The following is a 17,602-nucleotide window of genomic DNA, read 5'->3' as shown; positions in this document are numbered from 1 at the left end:
GCTACATATCTTACTTACTACCAATGGAATACCTTTTTTGCTCTATTATAGATATAATATCTTTTATTTCTATACTATAAAATATAAGATAACTCATAACCATACTAATGTTAGTTTTATTCTCTTTTAGAATTTTTTTAAAATACTTTTTTTGAAATTCTCGTTCCCGTTTTTCAATAGTACCTGGATCATCCTTTTCATAAATAAAAGCATATGGTGTTTTTCCTATTAGATCATGAAAATTAGCTATATCATTTACGTAACAAAGCTTTCTAAGAGTTTCCTTTGAAAGCTTATAGCCATTATATATAGTATAGTTAAACAGTTCTTCAGAAGGAATATTGTAAAAAGTCTTCCCCCTATATATCCAACCTAAATTTAAAAGGTCTGCTTCCATGCCAATTATACGGTACCCCACCTCTTTATTTTCTTTGTCTAAATGATTAAGTTGACGTCGTACAAACATAAAATAGACAAAATCAAGTTCTGTTTCAATTCTGAATAAACCTTTATCACTGGTATCTTTGGCTAAATTTTTAAGACTCGTATAATATATACTACCTTTTAGTCCGTCTATTATCTCTTCTACATTCTTTAAAGCTAATAAATAATCATAATCTATAGTGTTTAAATGACTTTTCGCAATTAATCTGTTTTCTATCTCGCCGCAACCTAGGCCCAAATATTTTCCTCTAATAATTACTTTTAAATCTTCTATTTCCCATTTTACAAACAAAGCTTTAATTAGTTTCCTATATTCACCGTTAAAATAATTTATAAATTTACTATAAATGCTTATATAATGCCTTCGCATTATGATTTCTAAATCACACCTATGTATTTCCTCTAATTTGTTTGGCCTTAAAAGTTCACTATAACTCGTTTCCTCTTTTAACGCTCTAACAGTGCTTTTAAAGTCTTTACACTTTAGTAATTCCAAATACTGATCTTCACTTATCATCATCCCAATCATTGCTTTAACTTTAGAATTTATAGCACTAAACTTAACAACGCTCCCCATGTATTTACACTCCTATAATGGATTTATTATTTTATTAAATACGTCCCCAACTATCTTAGATTTATTGCTTTGATATTTAGTATTAATATTATTTAATTCTTCTTCTTTTTCTTTTTTTATATTTTTAGCTTTATTCTCTGCCTCACTTATTTTTTCTTTCCCTATGTCATTCTTAATATTTTGGGATTCTTCTTGGAATATAAACATCATTTCCTTTATTTTATTATCAAGCTCATTTTGTTTTGTCTCCAGCAGTTCATCAATGCTATTCCTATAACTTTGTGTTTCTTTATCTATACTCATTATTTTGTTAATTACAAATTTCAAAGCAGCACCCCCATTACCTTATCAAAAAATTCTTTTGTTTTTTTACTTAAAAAGGATAATATGTATTATTCTATTATAATATCATTAGAGCATAATGTCGAAAGCGATTTTCGACATTATATTTTTGACTTTATAAACAAATATATTAATAAATAAATATACCTTATTCATGTGGTATAATCATATATTATGGAGTAATAAATTAATGAAGGAGGATACTTATGAAAGATAACATAAAAGAAATTGAAGATAGTATATTAAACTATCTTTATGAAAATAGAACATCATCCCCACAAAGTATTGCAAAGATAAAGCTTGGGATTAACTTAGGAAATGGTAAAGGGGACATTAGAGTATTAAAATCTTCTCTTGAATCTTTAATGAAAAAGAAGTTTATAACTAGGCAAGCCGTCAGAGGAAATTATAAGATTGAAATTAGTGGAATAGAGTTTACTGAAACTGAAACTGAATAAGAAAAAGCCTCAATTGTGTTGAGTCCCTTCCCAAATTACATATTTTGTGTTATAATGTTTGTATAGAGGTGATTCATTATTAATGTCAATGTCAATACAAAACAATTAGAAATACTACCCATTAAAAAATTTTCTACTAAACTTAGCTCTAATAAAGATTCAGTTTCCGATCATAATTTAATATATAATTCTTTTGAAGAATATCTTAATAATTATAATTCAAATTCTAATTAATATTCAGGATGTAAGCTTTTGCCTACATCCTCTTTTTTTCTTCTTATCTATTTTACACCAAAAGGTAAATTTCTTTATAAATTACATAATTTATGTTACAATATAGTTGAGGTGATTTACTATCAATGTAAAAATAATAGAAGAAATACCTGCTACGGAATTAGATAATATACTTAGCCTTAATGAGGATGGAGATTTAATCTCCGCAAATAGACTGATATATGATTCAATTGAAGATTATCTTAATAATTATAATGTTAATCAAAAATAAAATGTTAACGTTTACTTGTACCCTTTTTGATTTTTTATTATGTTTTTTATAGTATTAGTATCAAATGTTACTGCATGTTATTATTTATAGTATTATAATGTGTACTATAGTAATAAAATTTATATTAAAAAGGGTGGTATACCATGGAACCTAGAATGCTTTTAGAAAAGAAAGGAAAAGATGAAATATTAAATATGTTTAGTTGGATAAAAAAATCAAAAAAGGTTTCTGACTTATCTAGTTTTACACATAATAGGCACTGTAGTAATTACTCTACTCATGGCTGTTTAAGTTGCGATAAATGCTGGGGAGATAAAAATAAGACACAAAAATAAAATATTAAACTTGTATGTATATCAAATTATAACGTAAGATATTCTTCCTTCATATCTCACGTTATAATATTACTATATGGATAAATTATAGATTAAATTTATCCGCCAAAATAAAAAGCGGCTCAGATAACATAAAAATATGTATCTAAGCCGCAATATGTCTATTTAATTGGCGGGAATATGTGTGAATTGAACACACCCATCGTGGTATTAGCACGACAACACAGTTTTGAAGACTATTTAAAGGATCATCTTTAACAAATAATATTATAATATTATTTTCACTTTTGGCCATAGATTCTAAAAACAATCATCTCCCATATTTTCAACACAAAGTTAGTTATATAATCAAAATACTTAGGGAATTTTTGTATTGCTTTATATGTTGCATAAGCTACTATTGCTCCACCAACAACATCCAAAGGATAATGAAGTCCAACATATACTCTGGCGAAACATAATAATAATGACATACCTATCATAATTCTTCCGAAATATTTATTTACAACTAGTATTGGTAAGGCAAGTGCAAAGGAAAAAGTCGCATGGTCACTAGGGAATGATGGATCAACAGAAGGGCTTACCAACAAGTGAGCTACATGTAATGTATAAGGTCTTGGTCTAAAATATACAAACGCGATTATATGATTTATTCCCAAAGCAATTAACATAGCCAACATAGCCAATATAGCTGCTTTTCTGTTTGCCGTAACCTTTTCTTTAGTGTCTTTCTTAAACCAAAGCAATAATAATATAATTGCAAACAAGTATTGAAAATTTTGTGCAATAAAGACCATCGTCTTATCAAGTACAACAACCCTTCCAGCCAACCCGTTTATTAACGAGTATATAGTATAATCCATAATTTTATAATCCTCCTAGACCGTTTATTTAGTACCATTTAAATTACAATTGTCTGTGTCGTACTAATTTTTTATAAAATTCTCAACAGCCTCAATTTCACCACTTAATGTATAATTACCATATTTTATTACTTATTAATCTTCATATGATATTCATATTATAATGTTAGATTTAATCTATGTAACTAGATAAAATATTTCTTTAATTTACCGTCAAAAATCTATTTAACATAAGAATACTTATGATCTTCAAAATCATTAAAAAAGTGCATAAAATATCCTGCACTTTAAAAACTTATCTGTGAATATGAAAATTGCTAAGGAGGGAATAAGTTGAAATCATTTACTAAATGGGATAAAATCATACTAGGTAGCCTTTTATTTATTTGCATAATATCAACTCTTTATATATACGCAATAGAAAATACTAGTAACAATAACGAAAAAGTTATTATCCAGGTGCAAGGACAAATAATAAAAAAAATACCATTAAATAAATATGAAAAGAGCAAGACATATAAATTTGTTTTTAATGGCAATAACGGTTATTTAGAAATAAAAAATGGAGCTGTAAGAATGCTTGAAATGGATAGAAAAATTTGTCCTAAAAAAGTTTGTTCTCTTACTGGTTGGGTCAATAAGAAATATCAAGTTATAGTGTGTTTACCAAATAAAATTATAGTTAGTATTGAATCTGCAAAAGACGAGACACTAGACTCAATAATAGGATAGTTTAATTAATATTTCAAAATTATCTTTCAGATATATCCTTAGAAACTTTTTCTATTTCTGAACCACAACAACTTTTTTTGCTGTTATTTTCATTATGCTTAGAATGATCAGAATGGCCTCCGCAACATCCTAACCCTAATTTAGACATTACAAACATTATCCCCATAAATATTAGTATTGATACTAATGTTCCCATATTTATCTCTCCTTATTGTTTTTGTTATAACTTATTATAAAAAATACTTATAAAGGTATTATGTAGAAATATGCGTCACGCTTTATTATTGAAATTGAACATATTTTAAGTAAAACAATATAATATAATATAATTAATTATTGAAAGGAGATATTTATGTGTTCGACCTTCCTTATTACAGACCTGCTATAGATACTGTTAATACAACACGAATATTAGGTGATACTCCACTTACATTTAATAGTTATGTTACGAAGGTAATATATCCAAGTCCTAAAGTAAAATGGAGTCCTAATGCAATTATACTTGTGCCTTTGACTTCCTTTCATTATGGGTTACTCGCATCACCATTAATACATTTCCCGATAAATGCACCTCTAGTCTTCACAAATGCAAATTATCTTTCACCAGAAACCTTTAATGAAATTATCAGACTATCCCCAACTGGTAAAAATGTACCTGCAAAGATACTTATAGTTGGCCCAATAGCTCCAATTATAGAATTGCAATTATTAAATGCAGGGTTGTCTACTATAAGAATTACAGGAAGTAACCCTATTCAAGCGGCAAGTGAAGCAATGGAATTCAGATATAAAATGGCACCAGAATCTATGGAAGGTAATGAGAATATAATGATAGTCTCTTCTGATGATTATTCCGAAAGTATACCTGTGGCATATTATTCTGCACATATGGGAGTACCTATACTGTTTACTTATAAAGATAAATTACCAGAGATTACAAAACAACAGTTAATCAAGTATAATTACAAAAATATGTTTATTATTGGAAGTGAACAAACAATTTCAGATAATGTTTTTAATGAAATACAAAGCATTGCAAAATCAAAAGTAGATAGAATTGGTGGAAGCACATGTTATGATGTTGCTGTAAACTTTTCAAAATATTATTCACAAGAAAGCATGTTCGGTTGGAACATAAATACTAAAGAAGGATGGGCATTTTGTTTTGGAACTCCAAATAACTGGGCTTATAATTTAGCAGCCTGTACCTTTGCACACCTTGGTAAACATTCTCCACTTTTATATATTGATCCCATTGCAATACCTAAAGCAACAAGTGAGTATGTACTTTCCGTAAAACCCCTAGAAAAGCATCCACCTAAACCTGGATTTATGCATGGATTTATTCTTGGAGGTTTTCATCAAATTTCTACTAATATGCAGATTGAACTTGAAGAGGCTTTAAATATATAAATTTTTTCAGCACTTAAGGTTAAGTAATGTTTTTTCAATAAATAAAAGGTCATGCCAGAAGATAAGCCTCACTACTCTTTTGTCATGACCAGTATTTTATAATGATTTAAGGTTTAATAGTATATTTTTCCTTTGATTATATTCACCTTCATTTATTTCTCCACGAGCAAATCTTTCATTGTTACATTTAAAAACGATAGTTCAAAAATAGTTGAGGATATTGAAAGTGATCTTATTTTATATCTTAAATTTCTGTATTAAGGTATTATAAAAAGTAATTTTATTTTAAAAAAATATTTCCAATGATTTCGCCTCACAATAATGTAAATAATACCATTTTTTTATGTAGAATATATGTAGATATCTCACATTTTTTTTACAATTATTTTGTCTTTCTAATACTTTGTTACAATATTTTTATATGCTATAATAAGTCCGCTATAACATTTTGAGATTGAAGGTGTGTTTATGAAAAAATTATCATTATTAAGATATTTTACTTTCTATAGTTTAATAGCATTTCTATTTACTGGTGTCTCCCTTATATTATTTATTAATAGTCATATGATAAATGATCAAATCGATACAATTGAGCAGTTGGCTCATCTAACATTATATTCTACGATTGAGCCCGAGCTTTCTCCAAAAGATTATAAGACATCTTTATCAAAAGAAAAATTTGATGTTTTAGATATGAAGCTTAATTACATTACTAAAAATGAAAATATATTAGGCGTGAAAATATGGAATACTAGGAATTCATTCATTTATTTAAAGAACAACACCATTATAGAAACAAAAGTAAATAACAAATCTAACCTTGATGAGGCTTTTAAAAATAAACAAAATTACCTAATTTCAAATGACTTACTAAATGGCAAAATTATTAAAGTTATAAAATTATATTTACCTATTGAAGTAAACAATTCCATAATAGGAGTTTATGAAATTGTAAAACCCTATTATGAAATAGAAATGCATATGAAATCAGTTATTCGAACTATTTCAATGATAGTTTTTTCAGGACTGCTTATTTTATATCTATTACTTATAAAAATTATATATAATTTCTCAAATAAAATGCTTAAACAAAATGAATCTTTGATTCATAAATCAAAGGACCTAAAAGAAGCTTATTTCAAACTTAACTTATCCTACAAAAGCACTGTACTTACTCTCTCCAAGGCAATTGATGCTAGAGATACATATACCGCTGGACATTCAGATCGTGTAACTAAAGTTTCTTTAAAAATAGGTCAAGTACTAGGCTTATCATTAGATCAACTTAATGTGTTAGAAATTGCTGCTTTACTTCATGATGTAGGTAAAATAGGAATCCCCGATGGAGTATTAAACAAACCAGGAAAATTAACAAATGAAGAATTTAATCAAATAAAAGAACATCCTTCTATAGGTGTAGATATTTTAAAAACTATTGAATTCTTAGACAAGGCCCTTCCCATAATACTGCATCACCATGAAAAATTTAATGGCACTGGATACCCTTCAGGTATCAGTGGTGAAGCTATTCCTATTGAATCAAGAATCATATGTGTTGCAGATTCTTACGATGCTATGACCTCCGATAGGCCCTATAGAAAAGGGTTGCTTCATAGTGTTGCAGTAAATGAACTTATTAAATTTAAAGGAATCCAATTTGATTCAAAAATAGTTGATGCTTTTTTAAAAATTACTTTTTAGTTTCTAAGATCTTGAGTTTATATAAATTAAAAAAAAATTATACAACACTATTTTTTTAGTGAAGTATAATTTTTTATGCGTAACATTTTACTTTCTGATTCATATATCAATGTTTTGACTTCTATCTGTAGTTTGGAGTAATCTTAATCCAGGTTTTTATCAAACATAACTGTTTTATTTTTACCATTTTTCTTTGCATATAAAAGTGCTTCATCGCATGCTTGTATTATATCTTCAACATTTTGTCCATCATCTGGATATCCAGATACTCCTAAAGAAATAGTTATTTTAGGTAAAGGTGAATTATCAATAGAACTTACATTACTTCTAATTTTCTCAGCGACAATAAAAGCCTTTTCTTTATCGCAACCTTTTAAAATTATTACAATTTCCTCTCCACCGTATCTATATGCCCTGTCATTTTTTCTTATACCCTTTCCAATAGTTTCAATGACCTCTATTAAGACTTTATCACCAACAGAATGTCCATATTCGTTATTAAAATTCCTAAAATCATCTATATCTATAAATATTGCTGAGTATACCTCAGAATCTAATATATTTTTTAGATCCAAGTCAAAAGTTCCTCTATTAAATAATCCTGTTAGCTTATCTATTTTTAGGTCTGCTAACAGTTGTTTGTTAGTCTCTTTGAGAAGATCATATTTTGAACATATCCTTAGAAAGGATAAATAATACAACACTCCAAATATTATAGACATAAGTACACAATGAAGTAATCTAATACTATATTTAGGAACAATTACCTTGATTAACACTAACCCGTTTAATAAACTCAAAACTACAATGCTTATCAATATCTCTAACTTAGCTCTATATTTCATCTGCACTTATCATTTATATCTTATTTTCCTCCTTAGATTATACTAATTTAGTCTATTATATTATATTTTTACAAATTATTCAATAGAGTTTGATACTTGTATCTCCATACTTTTGAATATGAGCTAATCACAAGATTCTATTAAAATACACAGTTACAACGCATCCCTTTTCCTCTTTACTTTTCACATCTATGCTTGCCTTATGTAGGGTTAGTATATTTTTTACAATAGTGAGTCCTATACCAGTGCCTTGTATTTTATGTCTGCTTTTGTCTCCTCTATACAACCTTTCAAATATATAAGGCAAGTCCTCCGTCTTAATGCCAATGCCTGTATCTTCTATTTTTAATATTACCTTTTCATCTGTTTCTTTTAAGGTAATATTAATCTCACCTTTCCCTGGAGTAAATTTAACTGCATTTGAAAGTAAATTAATTATTACCTGTTTTATTTTATCACTGTCCCCTAAAATGTTACATTGCTTAATGGCGCTACATTCTAATGTGATGTCAAGATTTTCATTTTCAGCTATTACTTCAAACTCCTTTACAACCGAGGAAATAATATTCTTCAAGTTAATTTTCTCCATACTTAAGACTGTTTCTTGCGCTTCGACCTCTTTTAAGGCATTTAAATTGTCTATAAGCTTTCCAAATCTAATAACCTCTTCGTTAAGATAAGTTAATCTTTCGTTGTCAACAGGAAAAATGCCATCAATCATAGCTTCAAAATTATTTTGGAGAATATTAAGGGGCGTTCTAACTTCATGAGATATATCTGCTATTAACCTCTTTCGAAGTTGATCCTGATGCTGAAGCTTTTCTCCTAGTGTATTCATGCTAGTTCTTAAGTTTTCAAGTTCTAAAATACTACTCTTATTTTGTGACCTTGCACTATAATTTCCATTTGATAGATCAACTGAAATCTTTGAAACTTGCCTAAGAGGATTAGAAAATTGCTTTGAAATAAACAGACTAATTAATATTGTTATTAAAATTGAAAGAAGGAAGCTTAAAATAATGCTCTTATTTATAGATGTTTTGAAATCTATATCTTCTTTTGATAATAGTACTGGTGCGTATTGTCCTACTTCTATGTATCCTATGATTTTGTTCTTAGATTTTATTTTGAAGGTTCTTGTAGTATAAACACCTCCATTTTTAACTTGCATATTAGCATTCATATTGTGAACAATTTCATTTGGATTCATTCCCCAAACTATTTTGTTATTTTCATCCTTAAGGGTAAGACAATAATTATTCATATAAGCTTCATGAGAAATTTCTGTTCCTGAAGTTTCAGACCATTTACCATTTTTTTTATATACTTCTTCCAAATATTTAACTATTCTATCATTTCTCTTATCTTGTGTTTCTAATAAATACTTATCAAAGGTTTTTGATATTGTTATATTTACAAAAAGTGTCGATAAAATAAGTGCTATTATCGATGTGCACACTAAAATAATACTTAATCTTTTTCTTATGCTTTGCATAAAGTTTATACTTCGCATTAATTTTATGATTCTCATAAATTAATCACCACCGAATTTGTAACCAATTCTAGTTACAGTTAATATATATTTAGGATTTCTACTATCCTCCTCTATCTTTTTACGTATATTTTTAATATGTACATCTATTGTTCTATCAAATCCTTGGAAATCTATTCCCATAATTCTTTCGATGAGTTGCTCTCTTGTAAATACTTTGCCCATATTAGATGAAAGAATATATACTATGTCAAATTCATTTGGTGTAAAAGATATTTCTGTGCCTCGAACCTTAACTATTCTTTTGTCATAATTAATTTCAAAGTCTCCATTGTCATAAACTTTTGTTTCATCCTTATTTGTATTAAGTCTTCTAAATAACGCATTTACTCTTGCAGTTAGTTCTCGAGGGCTAAATGGCTTGACCAGATACTCATCTGCTCCGAGGTTTAACCCTACAATTCTATCCTCTAGTGTATTTTTTGCTGTAAGCATAAATATATGTACTTCAGACATTTTCCTTAGTACACTACACACCTCTTCACCAGATATGTCTGGCAACATTAGGTCTAGTATTACCAAGTTGAATTTAATTTTTTCGAATAATTTTATACCTTCAGTCCCATTGGTAGTGCAATAAACACTATAGCCTCCTTTTTCTAGATATGCTTTAAGTATTTCTGAGACCTTTTCTTCATCTTCGATAATCAATATATTATCCATGTTCAATTCGCCCCTCTTTATAATTAATGGTTCATATATTAAATAATCTGATCTTGTCAGCAATATAAAGCCAAACTTCCTGAGTATTTGGTATCCCAACTGACAGTCCATTTATATATATGTTAGGACTAACAAAAACTTCCGCTTTATCTATATAATTAAAAGTTATTAATTCTATAGACTTCGCACAGGCAAGAGCAACAGCTACTGGCTCAGTGCATCCTATGGCAGGAACAGCTTCCTCCTTCAGTATTTGAACTATTAGATTTGTTAACTTCATGAAATACTCCTTTATTAATATAATAAATATATCAAAAATTTATGTAGTTATTATGAAGGTTTTTATCTCTTAAAGTAGGTATATTAGGGTGTAATTCAATTATTCATTAATCCTATATTTCCCTTTTTAATTGTCTCAATAACAGTTAAACTATAACAAATTTCGCATGATAATTCATTGAATATGAATGCCCAGTATATCCATCTCAATTTAGTCACATTCATAATATATTTTTTCAATTCCTCAGTTTTCTACATGTAATCTACATAAAGATTGAGTATGCTAGAGTTAATGAAATGCAAAATTTCATGAAATATACTATTAAACTTATATGGGAGGAATATAAATGAATTGTCATGAAAACGAGAAAAATATAAATGAAAATAAAAAACAAAATAGTAAAAATATAATCAAGGAGGCTCTTATGAAAAAAATCATTATATTAACTTTATCATTAATGGTAACACTTTCTTTACTTGTGGGGTGCTCCACTAAATCTAAGAGTGCAGTAGTTTATAAAAATGGGACCTATGAGGTTTCCTTTAATAAACAAGATAAAAACGGCTGGATAGGAAAAGTAAAAATTAATATTGTAAATACGAAAATTGCAAATGTAGATTTCAACTATATAAGCGCAGTAACTAAAGAACTAATTACAGATGATGATACTCATGCTAAGCTTATGTATGCTGTCACAAAGACTACGCCTGCTAAAACCTCTAAACAGCTTACAGATAATCTTATAAAAACCCAGGACATAACTAAAGTTGATACAGTTACTGGGGCAACTACTACTACTTTAGATTTTAAAACACTTTCAGAAGCAGCTTTAGAGAATGCGAAAAAAGGTAGCCCAGTAGTTGAAGTCATTCCATATTCTAAATAATATAAATTTTTCTTTCTATTTGAATTTATATTAATATAAGGGTGTTTTCTTCTATATAAAAGGTTTTAAGCTCAACTGTATAGCTAAAGTAAAGGAGAGGCAATGCCTCTCCTTTTATCTACTTACCCAGTATTATTTTATTGCCTTAATAGGTTATCCAATGTTACATGGTAATCAAGCATATTTCAATTTAGCACTATGCCTTTTTAATAAGTATTGTTGTTTTTCTCTTCAGTTCTACATATCTTTATAAAATCTACATATTTTTTTAATATAATTTAAATATGATTTATATTAAGATTAAAAACACAGATTGCTTAATTTAAGGAGTTATTAAATCACTTTATGTAAACTAAAGCTTAAATAATATTCAATTATGGATACGACTTGATATCGTAACATATCGAATATTCTAGGGAGGAATAAATGAATTTTAGAGAGTTTAATTTTAAAACAGCTATGCAATTAGCTTCTTACATAACTAATGAATGGAATCCATCTGCTTTTTTTGAAAGTAAAGATAATGAATTTTTAAAAAAAATACTTACCCCTAATAAAAAAACATTATTACATGATTATATTGAATTTATTCATAAGGATGAACTGGATTATGCGATAAGAAAAACAGGATATGAGTGTATTATAGATAATGTAGTTGATGCTCTTTTATTTTATAAAATAGATTATCCTGACATGACTGAGAAAGAAGAAAATGATATCGAACTAAAAGAAGAATATTATTGGAAACTAATTGAACTATACTATAAATTAACGCCAATTATTGTAGAAGAAACTTTTACAATTTTATATTTGGATAAAGGGCTTTTAAAAGAGTTTAATGAAAGCATTTCTGTGATAATAAAAGACATGAAAACAGATAAATATAAAAGGTATCTAGAAAAAGATGGAGTAGTAAAACGGTGCACTAATTTATCCAAATGGTTGAAAAATGGAGTATTCTTTAGAGATAAAGGGAGATGTCAGATTTGTGGGAAAGATTTAACTTGTCTGCTAAGTACAGATGATAAAATAAAATATGATTACATAGTTCCATTAGAGCAAGGTGGTTCTAATGATCCATCAAATTTTCAATTAATATGTGAAAGTTGTAATACCGCCAAAGGAGCAAGGTTTATTATTACAAAAAACTTAATACCTTTATTTTGGAGACATGCTCATAATGGAATGGCTACTTTTATTGGTAAATAAAAAATATTGAATTATATTTCCGTTGTCAAAGCCAAAATAAAAAGCGGCTCAGATAACATAAAAATATGTATCTAAGCCGCAATATGTCTATTTAATTGGCGGGAATATGTGTGAATTGAACACACCCATCGTGGTATTAGCACGACAACACAGTTTTGAAGACCGGCAGGCACACCAGCACCTCTCTACCCCCATGCACACTATACATTATAGCATATTTTACTGCTATATTCAATAACAATTTGCATGAATATGTCGAATCGTCCCATTCTACTCTTCATATTTTTAAATTTCCTTATAAAGAATTCTATGGTTCTCTACCCTTTTGGTTAATTTTATACTATCAAAATGTTCTAAAAGAGTTACTGCAAATTTACGGTTTGTATCAAATACTTCTCTAGCATAAGCAACTGTTATGCTGCCATTTTCTTTTATGGAATTATACACTAGATCCTTTGAATTAACATAATGCTTTTTTGTAAAAATACAATCCTCGGCTATTTTTATTAATTCTTCATTAGTTAATAGCAGATCAAATACCATTTTAAAGTTCTTTTTATCCTTTTCATGTGATACTAAGTCAATATATTTAGGTGTATTGTATCTCCCTATATCATAGGACACCATAATACTATTTTTTAATTTTTCTTGCTCATTTGTATATTGTATCCTAAAATCATAAGATGATACATATTTCCCATATACTTTTAAAATATTTTTATTTTCCATAAATATTAATATTTCATCATAAGTTTTTTGCTTTATTTTTTTTCCAAAAATCTTATTTTTGATTTCCTCTTTGGGCATACCTATCTTAAGTGGGTTTTTATTATGATATTTTATTAAAACTTGCTCTATTTCATCTATTTTTTGTTTTAAAAAATTTTTATGTATATATATTGTCTTATCCAATGCTGTTAACTTAATTATAATATCATCTTCTAACAAAGCTTGCAATTTCTCTTCTATGCCTTGTTCATTTTTACCTAAATCTTTTAAAATTGCAACATCATCTGGGTAATCTTCGCTTAATTTACTAATGGTATTTTCTAAAATATCCTCAGTTTCTCCGGTTTCTTTAACCCTAAGTTCTTCAAGATACTTTTCATTGAACCTTTTAGCTTTTGGGGCACAAGGTTCAATTATAGTTCCCCCGGCAATAGTGTACATAGGCGAGTAACTTCTAATCACATATCTATCATTTCTTTGAGCACTTATTGGTTTTTCTAGTCTCAATTGTACATAAGCACTTTCTCCTGGAGCTATTTCTTCCTTGTCTAATATAACCACTCTACACAGAATTTCAACTGCTTCATGATATAACCTAACTCTCTGCCTGTTTACAAGTGGTTTTTCTGAACTTTTAAGATAATAAAGTACACAATCTATTGAAAAAGAAGGCTCCATTATTTTCACCTTAGCAACTACATTTCCTCTGCCTATTTCACTTAGTTTTATATTGGCTAGGTTCATAGCACATCTCTGACCAGCTTCTCCAAACTCCTTAGGTTCGTCATGAATATGAATTCCTCTAACCTTTGTAACTGTTTTAGACGGATATATTTCTACGCTATCCCCAACTGATACCCTACCACTTATTATTGTGCCTGTTACCACCGTTCCAAAACCACTTACAGAAAATGCTCTATCCACTGGTAACCTAAAATGACCTTGGTTGTCTTTGGATTCAATTTTCTCTGTGATTTTATCTATTTCTTGTACAAGACTTAAAATCCCCATTTTAGTTTTCGAGGATACAACATGAATAGGTGCATTTTCTAAAAATGTACCTTTGAATTCTTCTAACATATCACTTTTAAGCATTTCAATCCACAAAGCATCTACTAAATCAGATTTTGTAATCACTATGATACCTTTTTTAACATTCAACAATTGTAATATTTCAAAATGCTCTCTAGTTTGAGGCATAACGCCTTCATCCGCTGCTATAACTAATAAAACCACATCTACACTGCTTATCCCAGCTAACATATTTTTAATAAATTTTTCATGACCTGGAACATCGATAATTCCAGCTCTTGTTCCTGATGGTAAATCAAAATAGGTAAATCCTAAATTTATAGAAATACCCCTATCCTTTTCCTCTTTTAAAGTATCAGTTTCTCTACCCGTTAAGGCTTTAATTAAAGTTGTCTTTCCATGGTCTATATGTCCTGCTGTTCCTATAATAATATGTTTCATATAAGTAGCCTCTTTCCAAAACAATATTCATATACAAGCTATTTTACATGTTTTCAAAAGCATTAGTTATAATTCCATAATCCTTTTCAAATAAGGTCCTAAGATCTATTATCACTTGATCATTATTAATTCTTGTGATTATAGCTACCTCATTCATTCGTAGAGTCTCTTCTATTCTTTGCGATGTAAAACTTTCACTTTTTATTTTTATAACATATGTTTCCATTTTCTCAAGAGGCATGGATCCTCCTCCAACCATTGAATAGTCGTTGTCTATAGTGAACGTAAATTTATCAGTTTTATTTTGAAGTCTTCTTTTCAGTTTTTGCGCTCGTTTCTTAAGAATTTCCTTAGAACATAAAAGCATATTTAAAGTTGGTATGTTTTTAATAGCCTCTGCCTCATCTAAATAATAATGTAACGTACCTTCTAACGCCGCCAAGGTCATTTTATCTATTCTTAGCGCCCTAGTTAATTGATTTTTCCTCATCCTATCAATGTACTTCTTTTTACCTACTATTATTCCAGATTGAGGGCCACCTAACATCTTGTCTCCACTAAAGGTCACTACATCTATACCTTTTCTTATACTCTCTTGAACTGTTGGTTCATACGCAAATCCATATTTAGAGTAATCTATAAGCACTCCACTTCCCATGTCTTCAACTACTGGTATGTTGTTTTTGTATCCTATCTTTAATAATTCTTCTATAGTCACTTCTTGCGTAAACCCCATAACTTTAAAATTAGAAGTGTGTACTTTTAAAAGTACTCCTGTATTTTCGCTTATATTATCTTCATAATCGTATAAATGAGTTCTATTAGTTGTGCCTACTTCTACAAGGTGGGCTCCACTAAATTCCATAACATCAGGAATTCTAAAAGATCCACCTATTTCCACTAATTGTCCTCTAGATACTATAACGTCCTTACCCCTACATAAAGTATCTAGCGCGAGCATTACTGCAGCTGCGTTGTTATTTACAACCATTGCAGCCTCTGCGCCAGTTATTTTTTTTAAAATGTCCTCTATATGTGAATACCTCGATCCTCTTTCACCTTTTTCTATATCATATTCAAGGTTATTATAATTTTCAGATACACCAATTACCATTTCTATTGCACCCTTTGATAAAAGTGATCTTCCTAAGTTTGTGTGCAGAACAGTTCCTGTACCATTTATAACTTTTCTGAGTTTTGGACTGTTTTTTTTATTTAGCAATTTAATAGAATCAATTATTATTTCTGCCTTTGTTAAAAACTTAATTTCATCATTTAAAATCCTTTTTCTATAAGCTTCTATAGTCTCTCTTAAAGCGTCTAATACAAGAACTCTCATGCTAGATTTCAACTCGACTTTTATAGCTTCATGACAAAGTAGTTCATCTACCTTAGGTAACTCTCTTAATAATTCTTTATTCATGGTAATTCTCCCCATATTTATTATCTTAATTAATCACCTGCGGTGCTAAATCACCTATGGTGCTATTTATCACCTATGGTGCTATTTATCACCTATGGTGCTGTTAATTAACCACCAGTAACATTATAATATGAAAAATTTATTTACTCCACAATTATATATTTATCTTGCATTGGGATTACTTCACCAATAATTTGTGATTTTATTTCTAACTGATTTAACTTACTCATAAGCCTTTCCACATCTGGCAATGCACAGGATACTAAAAGTCCTCCTGAAGTCTGAGGATCAAATAATATATCACCAAGCCACTCCGGCACGTTTCTAAGCTCATATTTACCTTCTAAGTATGCTTTATTATTATAACTACCTGCAGGCACTAATCCAATCTTTGCGTACTCTTTAGCCTCTTTTATGTATGGTATTTTGTCTTTATATAATTTTAGGCTTATGTTAGATCCACTTGCCATTTCATAGCAATGACCCATAATACCAAAACCTGTTATATCAGTACAGGCACTTATCTCATGCTCTACAATGATTTCTCCAGCATATTTATTCAAAGTTTTCATAACATTAACTGCAATGTCATAAGCCTCTTTTGATGCCATTTCAGCTTTTATTGCTGTAATAATTATGCCTAGGCCAAGAGGTTTTGTTAATATTAACACTTCTCCTACTTTGCAGCCATAGTTTTTTAACACCTTATCTGGATGCACTATTCCCATCACTGATAGGCCATATTTAGGTTCATCATCCTGCACAGAATGCCCACCCATTACTATTGCCCCAGCTTCTATTACTTTATCTGCCCCACCTTTTAAAATTTCTCCAAGTATATCCGTATTTAAACAATTAGGAAAACATACTATATTTAATGCTAATGTTGGTTTCCCTCCCATAGCATACACGTCACTTAATGAATTTGCTGCTGCTATTTGCCCAAAGGTATAAGGGTCATCTACCACAGGTGTAAAAAAGTCTAATGTTTGAATAACTGCAATTTCATCACTTAATTTGTATACTGCTGCATCATCATTTGTTTCTATTCCAACAATTAGGTTTTCGCTTTCCATTTTAGGTAATTTTTTTAATATCTTCGATAAGGCCTCCGGCCCTATTTTTGCAGCTCAGCCAGAGGTTTTTGATAACTCTGTAAGTCTCTTATCCAT

18 protein-coding genes and 1 tRNA gene are annotated in these 17,602 nt (G+C 29.1%); 7 read left to right on the top strand and 12 right to left on the bottom strand.

Annotation, left to right across the window (positions count from 1 at the left end; all coding sequences use genetic code 11):
- Positions 1 to 10: 10 nt before the first annotated feature.
- Together VIM70_RS09065 and VIM70_RS09060 are read right to left on the bottom strand one after the other, a co-directional pair.
- Positions 11 to 1,021, bottom strand: a complete 1,011-nt coding sequence (locus VIM70_RS09065; protein WP_331945431.1) for a V-type ATPase subunit — start codon at positions 1,019 to 1,021, stop codon at positions 11 to 13.
- 12 nt (positions 1,022 to 1,033) lie between these two features.
- The gene (locus VIM70_RS09060; RefSeq protein ID WP_331945430.1) at positions 1,034 to 1,348 is read right to left on the bottom strand and encodes a hypothetical protein; all 315 of its coding nucleotides are present in this window, start codon (positions 1,346 to 1,348) and stop codon (positions 1,034 to 1,036) included.
- 221 nt (positions 1,349 to 1,569) lie between these two features.
- Here VIM70_RS09060 and VIM70_RS09055 point away from each other — a divergent pair, with 221 nt between their 5' ends.
- Entirely contained in the window at positions 1,570 to 1,821 is a 252-nt protein-coding gene (locus VIM70_RS09055) for a hypothetical protein (RefSeq protein ID WP_331945429.1), read from the top strand.
- A 648-nt stretch (positions 1,822 to 2,469) separates the two neighbouring features.
- Entirely contained in the window at positions 2,470 to 2,661 is a 192-nt protein-coding gene (locus VIM70_RS09050; protein ID WP_331945428.1) for a hypothetical protein, read from the top strand.
- Between the two features lie 281 nt (positions 2,662 to 2,942).
- On the opposite strand, the gene VIM70_RS09045 is transcribed toward VIM70_RS09050, so the two are convergent.
- Positions 2,943 to 3,524, bottom strand: a complete 582-nt coding sequence (locus VIM70_RS09045; RefSeq protein ID WP_331945427.1) for an undecaprenyl-diphosphatase — start codon at positions 3,522 to 3,524, stop codon at positions 2,943 to 2,945.
- Between the two features lie 333 nt (positions 3,525 to 3,857).
- Here VIM70_RS09045 and VIM70_RS09040 point away from each other — a divergent pair, with 333 nt between their 5' ends.
- Positions 3,858 to 4,256: a NusG domain II-containing protein gene (locus VIM70_RS09040; protein WP_331945426.1), complete on the top strand. Its 399-nt coding sequence runs from the start codon at positions 3,858 to 3,860 to the stop codon at positions 4,254 to 4,256.
- Positions 4,257 to 4,275: 19 nt separating this feature from the next.
- Here VIM70_RS09040 and VIM70_RS09035 read toward each other — a convergent pair whose 3' ends face one another.
- Entirely contained in the window at positions 4,276 to 4,452 is a 177-nt protein-coding gene (locus VIM70_RS09035; protein ID WP_331945425.1) for a hypothetical protein, read from the bottom strand.
- Positions 4,453 to 4,610: 158 nt separating this feature from the next.
- Here VIM70_RS09035 and VIM70_RS09030 point away from each other — a divergent pair, with 158 nt between their 5' ends.
- Both VIM70_RS09030 and VIM70_RS09025 read left to right on the top strand, forming a co-directional pair.
- Entirely contained in the window at positions 4,611 to 5,669 is a 1,059-nt protein-coding gene (locus VIM70_RS09030; RefSeq protein ID WP_331945424.1) for a cell wall-binding repeat-containing protein, read from the top strand.
- A gap of 468 nt (positions 5,670 to 6,137) precedes the next feature.
- Positions 6,138 to 7,370: an HD-GYP domain-containing protein gene (locus VIM70_RS09025; protein WP_331945423.1), complete on the top strand. Its 1,233-nt coding sequence runs from the start codon at positions 6,138 to 6,140 to the stop codon at positions 7,368 to 7,370.
- A 143-nt stretch (positions 7,371 to 7,513) separates the two neighbouring features.
- Here the strand turns inward: VIM70_RS09025 and VIM70_RS09020 are convergent, their stop codons facing one another.
- From VIM70_RS09020 to VIM70_RS09005, 4 genes are all read right to left on the bottom strand, one after another.
- Entirely contained in the window at positions 7,514 to 8,215 is a 702-nt protein-coding gene (locus VIM70_RS09020; protein WP_331945422.1) for a GGDEF domain-containing protein, read from the bottom strand.
- A gap of 127 nt (positions 8,216 to 8,342) precedes the next feature.
- A complete protein-coding gene (locus VIM70_RS09015; RefSeq protein ID WP_331945479.1) occupies positions 8,343 to 9,710 on the bottom strand; it encodes an ATP-binding protein in 1,368 nt (455 codons plus the stop codon).
- Positions 9,711 to 9,749: 39 nt separating this feature from the next.
- Positions 9,750 to 10,430, bottom strand: a complete 681-nt coding sequence (locus tag VIM70_RS09010) for a response regulator transcription factor (RefSeq protein ID WP_331945421.1) — start codon at positions 10,428 to 10,430, stop codon at positions 9,750 to 9,752.
- Positions 10,431 to 10,461: 31 nt separating this feature from the next.
- Positions 10,462 to 10,710 carry a hypothetical protein gene (locus tag VIM70_RS09005; RefSeq protein ID WP_331945420.1) on the bottom strand — a complete coding sequence of 83 codons (249 nt, stop codon included), beginning with the start codon at positions 10,708 to 10,710 and terminating at the stop codon, positions 10,462 to 10,464.
- A gap of 346 nt (positions 10,711 to 11,056) precedes the next feature.
- Here VIM70_RS09005 and VIM70_RS09000 point away from each other — a divergent pair, with 346 nt between their 5' ends.
- Positions 11,057 to 11,596 (top strand): hypothetical protein, encoded by a 540-nt coding sequence (locus VIM70_RS09000; RefSeq protein ID WP_331945419.1) that lies wholly within the window; start codon positions 11,057 to 11,059, stop codon positions 11,594 to 11,596.
- 426 nt (positions 11,597 to 12,022) lie between these two features.
- Positions 12,023 to 12,805, top strand: coding sequence for an HNH endonuclease (locus VIM70_RS08995; RefSeq protein ID WP_331945418.1), 783 nt, complete (start codon positions 12,023 to 12,025; stop codon positions 12,803 to 12,805).
- Between the two features lie 96 nt (positions 12,806 to 12,901).
- Here VIM70_RS08995 and VIM70_RS08990 read toward each other — a convergent pair.
- From VIM70_RS08990 to selD, 4 genes are all read right to left on the bottom strand, one after another.
- Positions 12,902 to 12,998: transfer RNA gene (locus VIM70_RS08990), tRNA-Sec, on the bottom strand.
- A gap of 92 nt (positions 12,999 to 13,090) precedes the next feature.
- On the bottom strand, positions 13,091 to 15,007 hold the full coding sequence (selB, locus tag VIM70_RS08985) for a selenocysteine-specific translation elongation factor (protein WP_331945417.1): 1,917 nt from the start codon (positions 15,005 to 15,007) through the stop codon (positions 13,091 to 13,093).
- Between the two features lie 43 nt (positions 15,008 to 15,050).
- Complete coding sequence (selA, locus tag VIM70_RS08980) at positions 15,051 to 16,430, bottom strand: L-seryl-tRNA(Sec) selenium transferase (protein WP_331945416.1); 1,380 nt, start codon at positions 16,428 to 16,430, stop codon at positions 15,051 to 15,053.
- A 143-nt stretch (positions 16,431 to 16,573) separates the two neighbouring features.
- Entirely contained in the window at positions 16,574 to 17,602 is a 1,029-nt protein-coding gene (gene selD, locus VIM70_RS08975; protein WP_331945415.1) for a selenide, water dikinase SelD, read from the bottom strand.

It is taken from the genome of Clostridium sp. (genome assembly GCF_036569345.1).
Classification (GTDB): domain Bacteria; phylum Bacillota; class Clostridia; order Clostridiales; family Clostridiaceae; genus Clostridium_AD.
The sequence above is the reverse complement of the archived record's forward strand: the minus strand, read 5'-3'. Positions and strand labels throughout refer to the sequence as shown.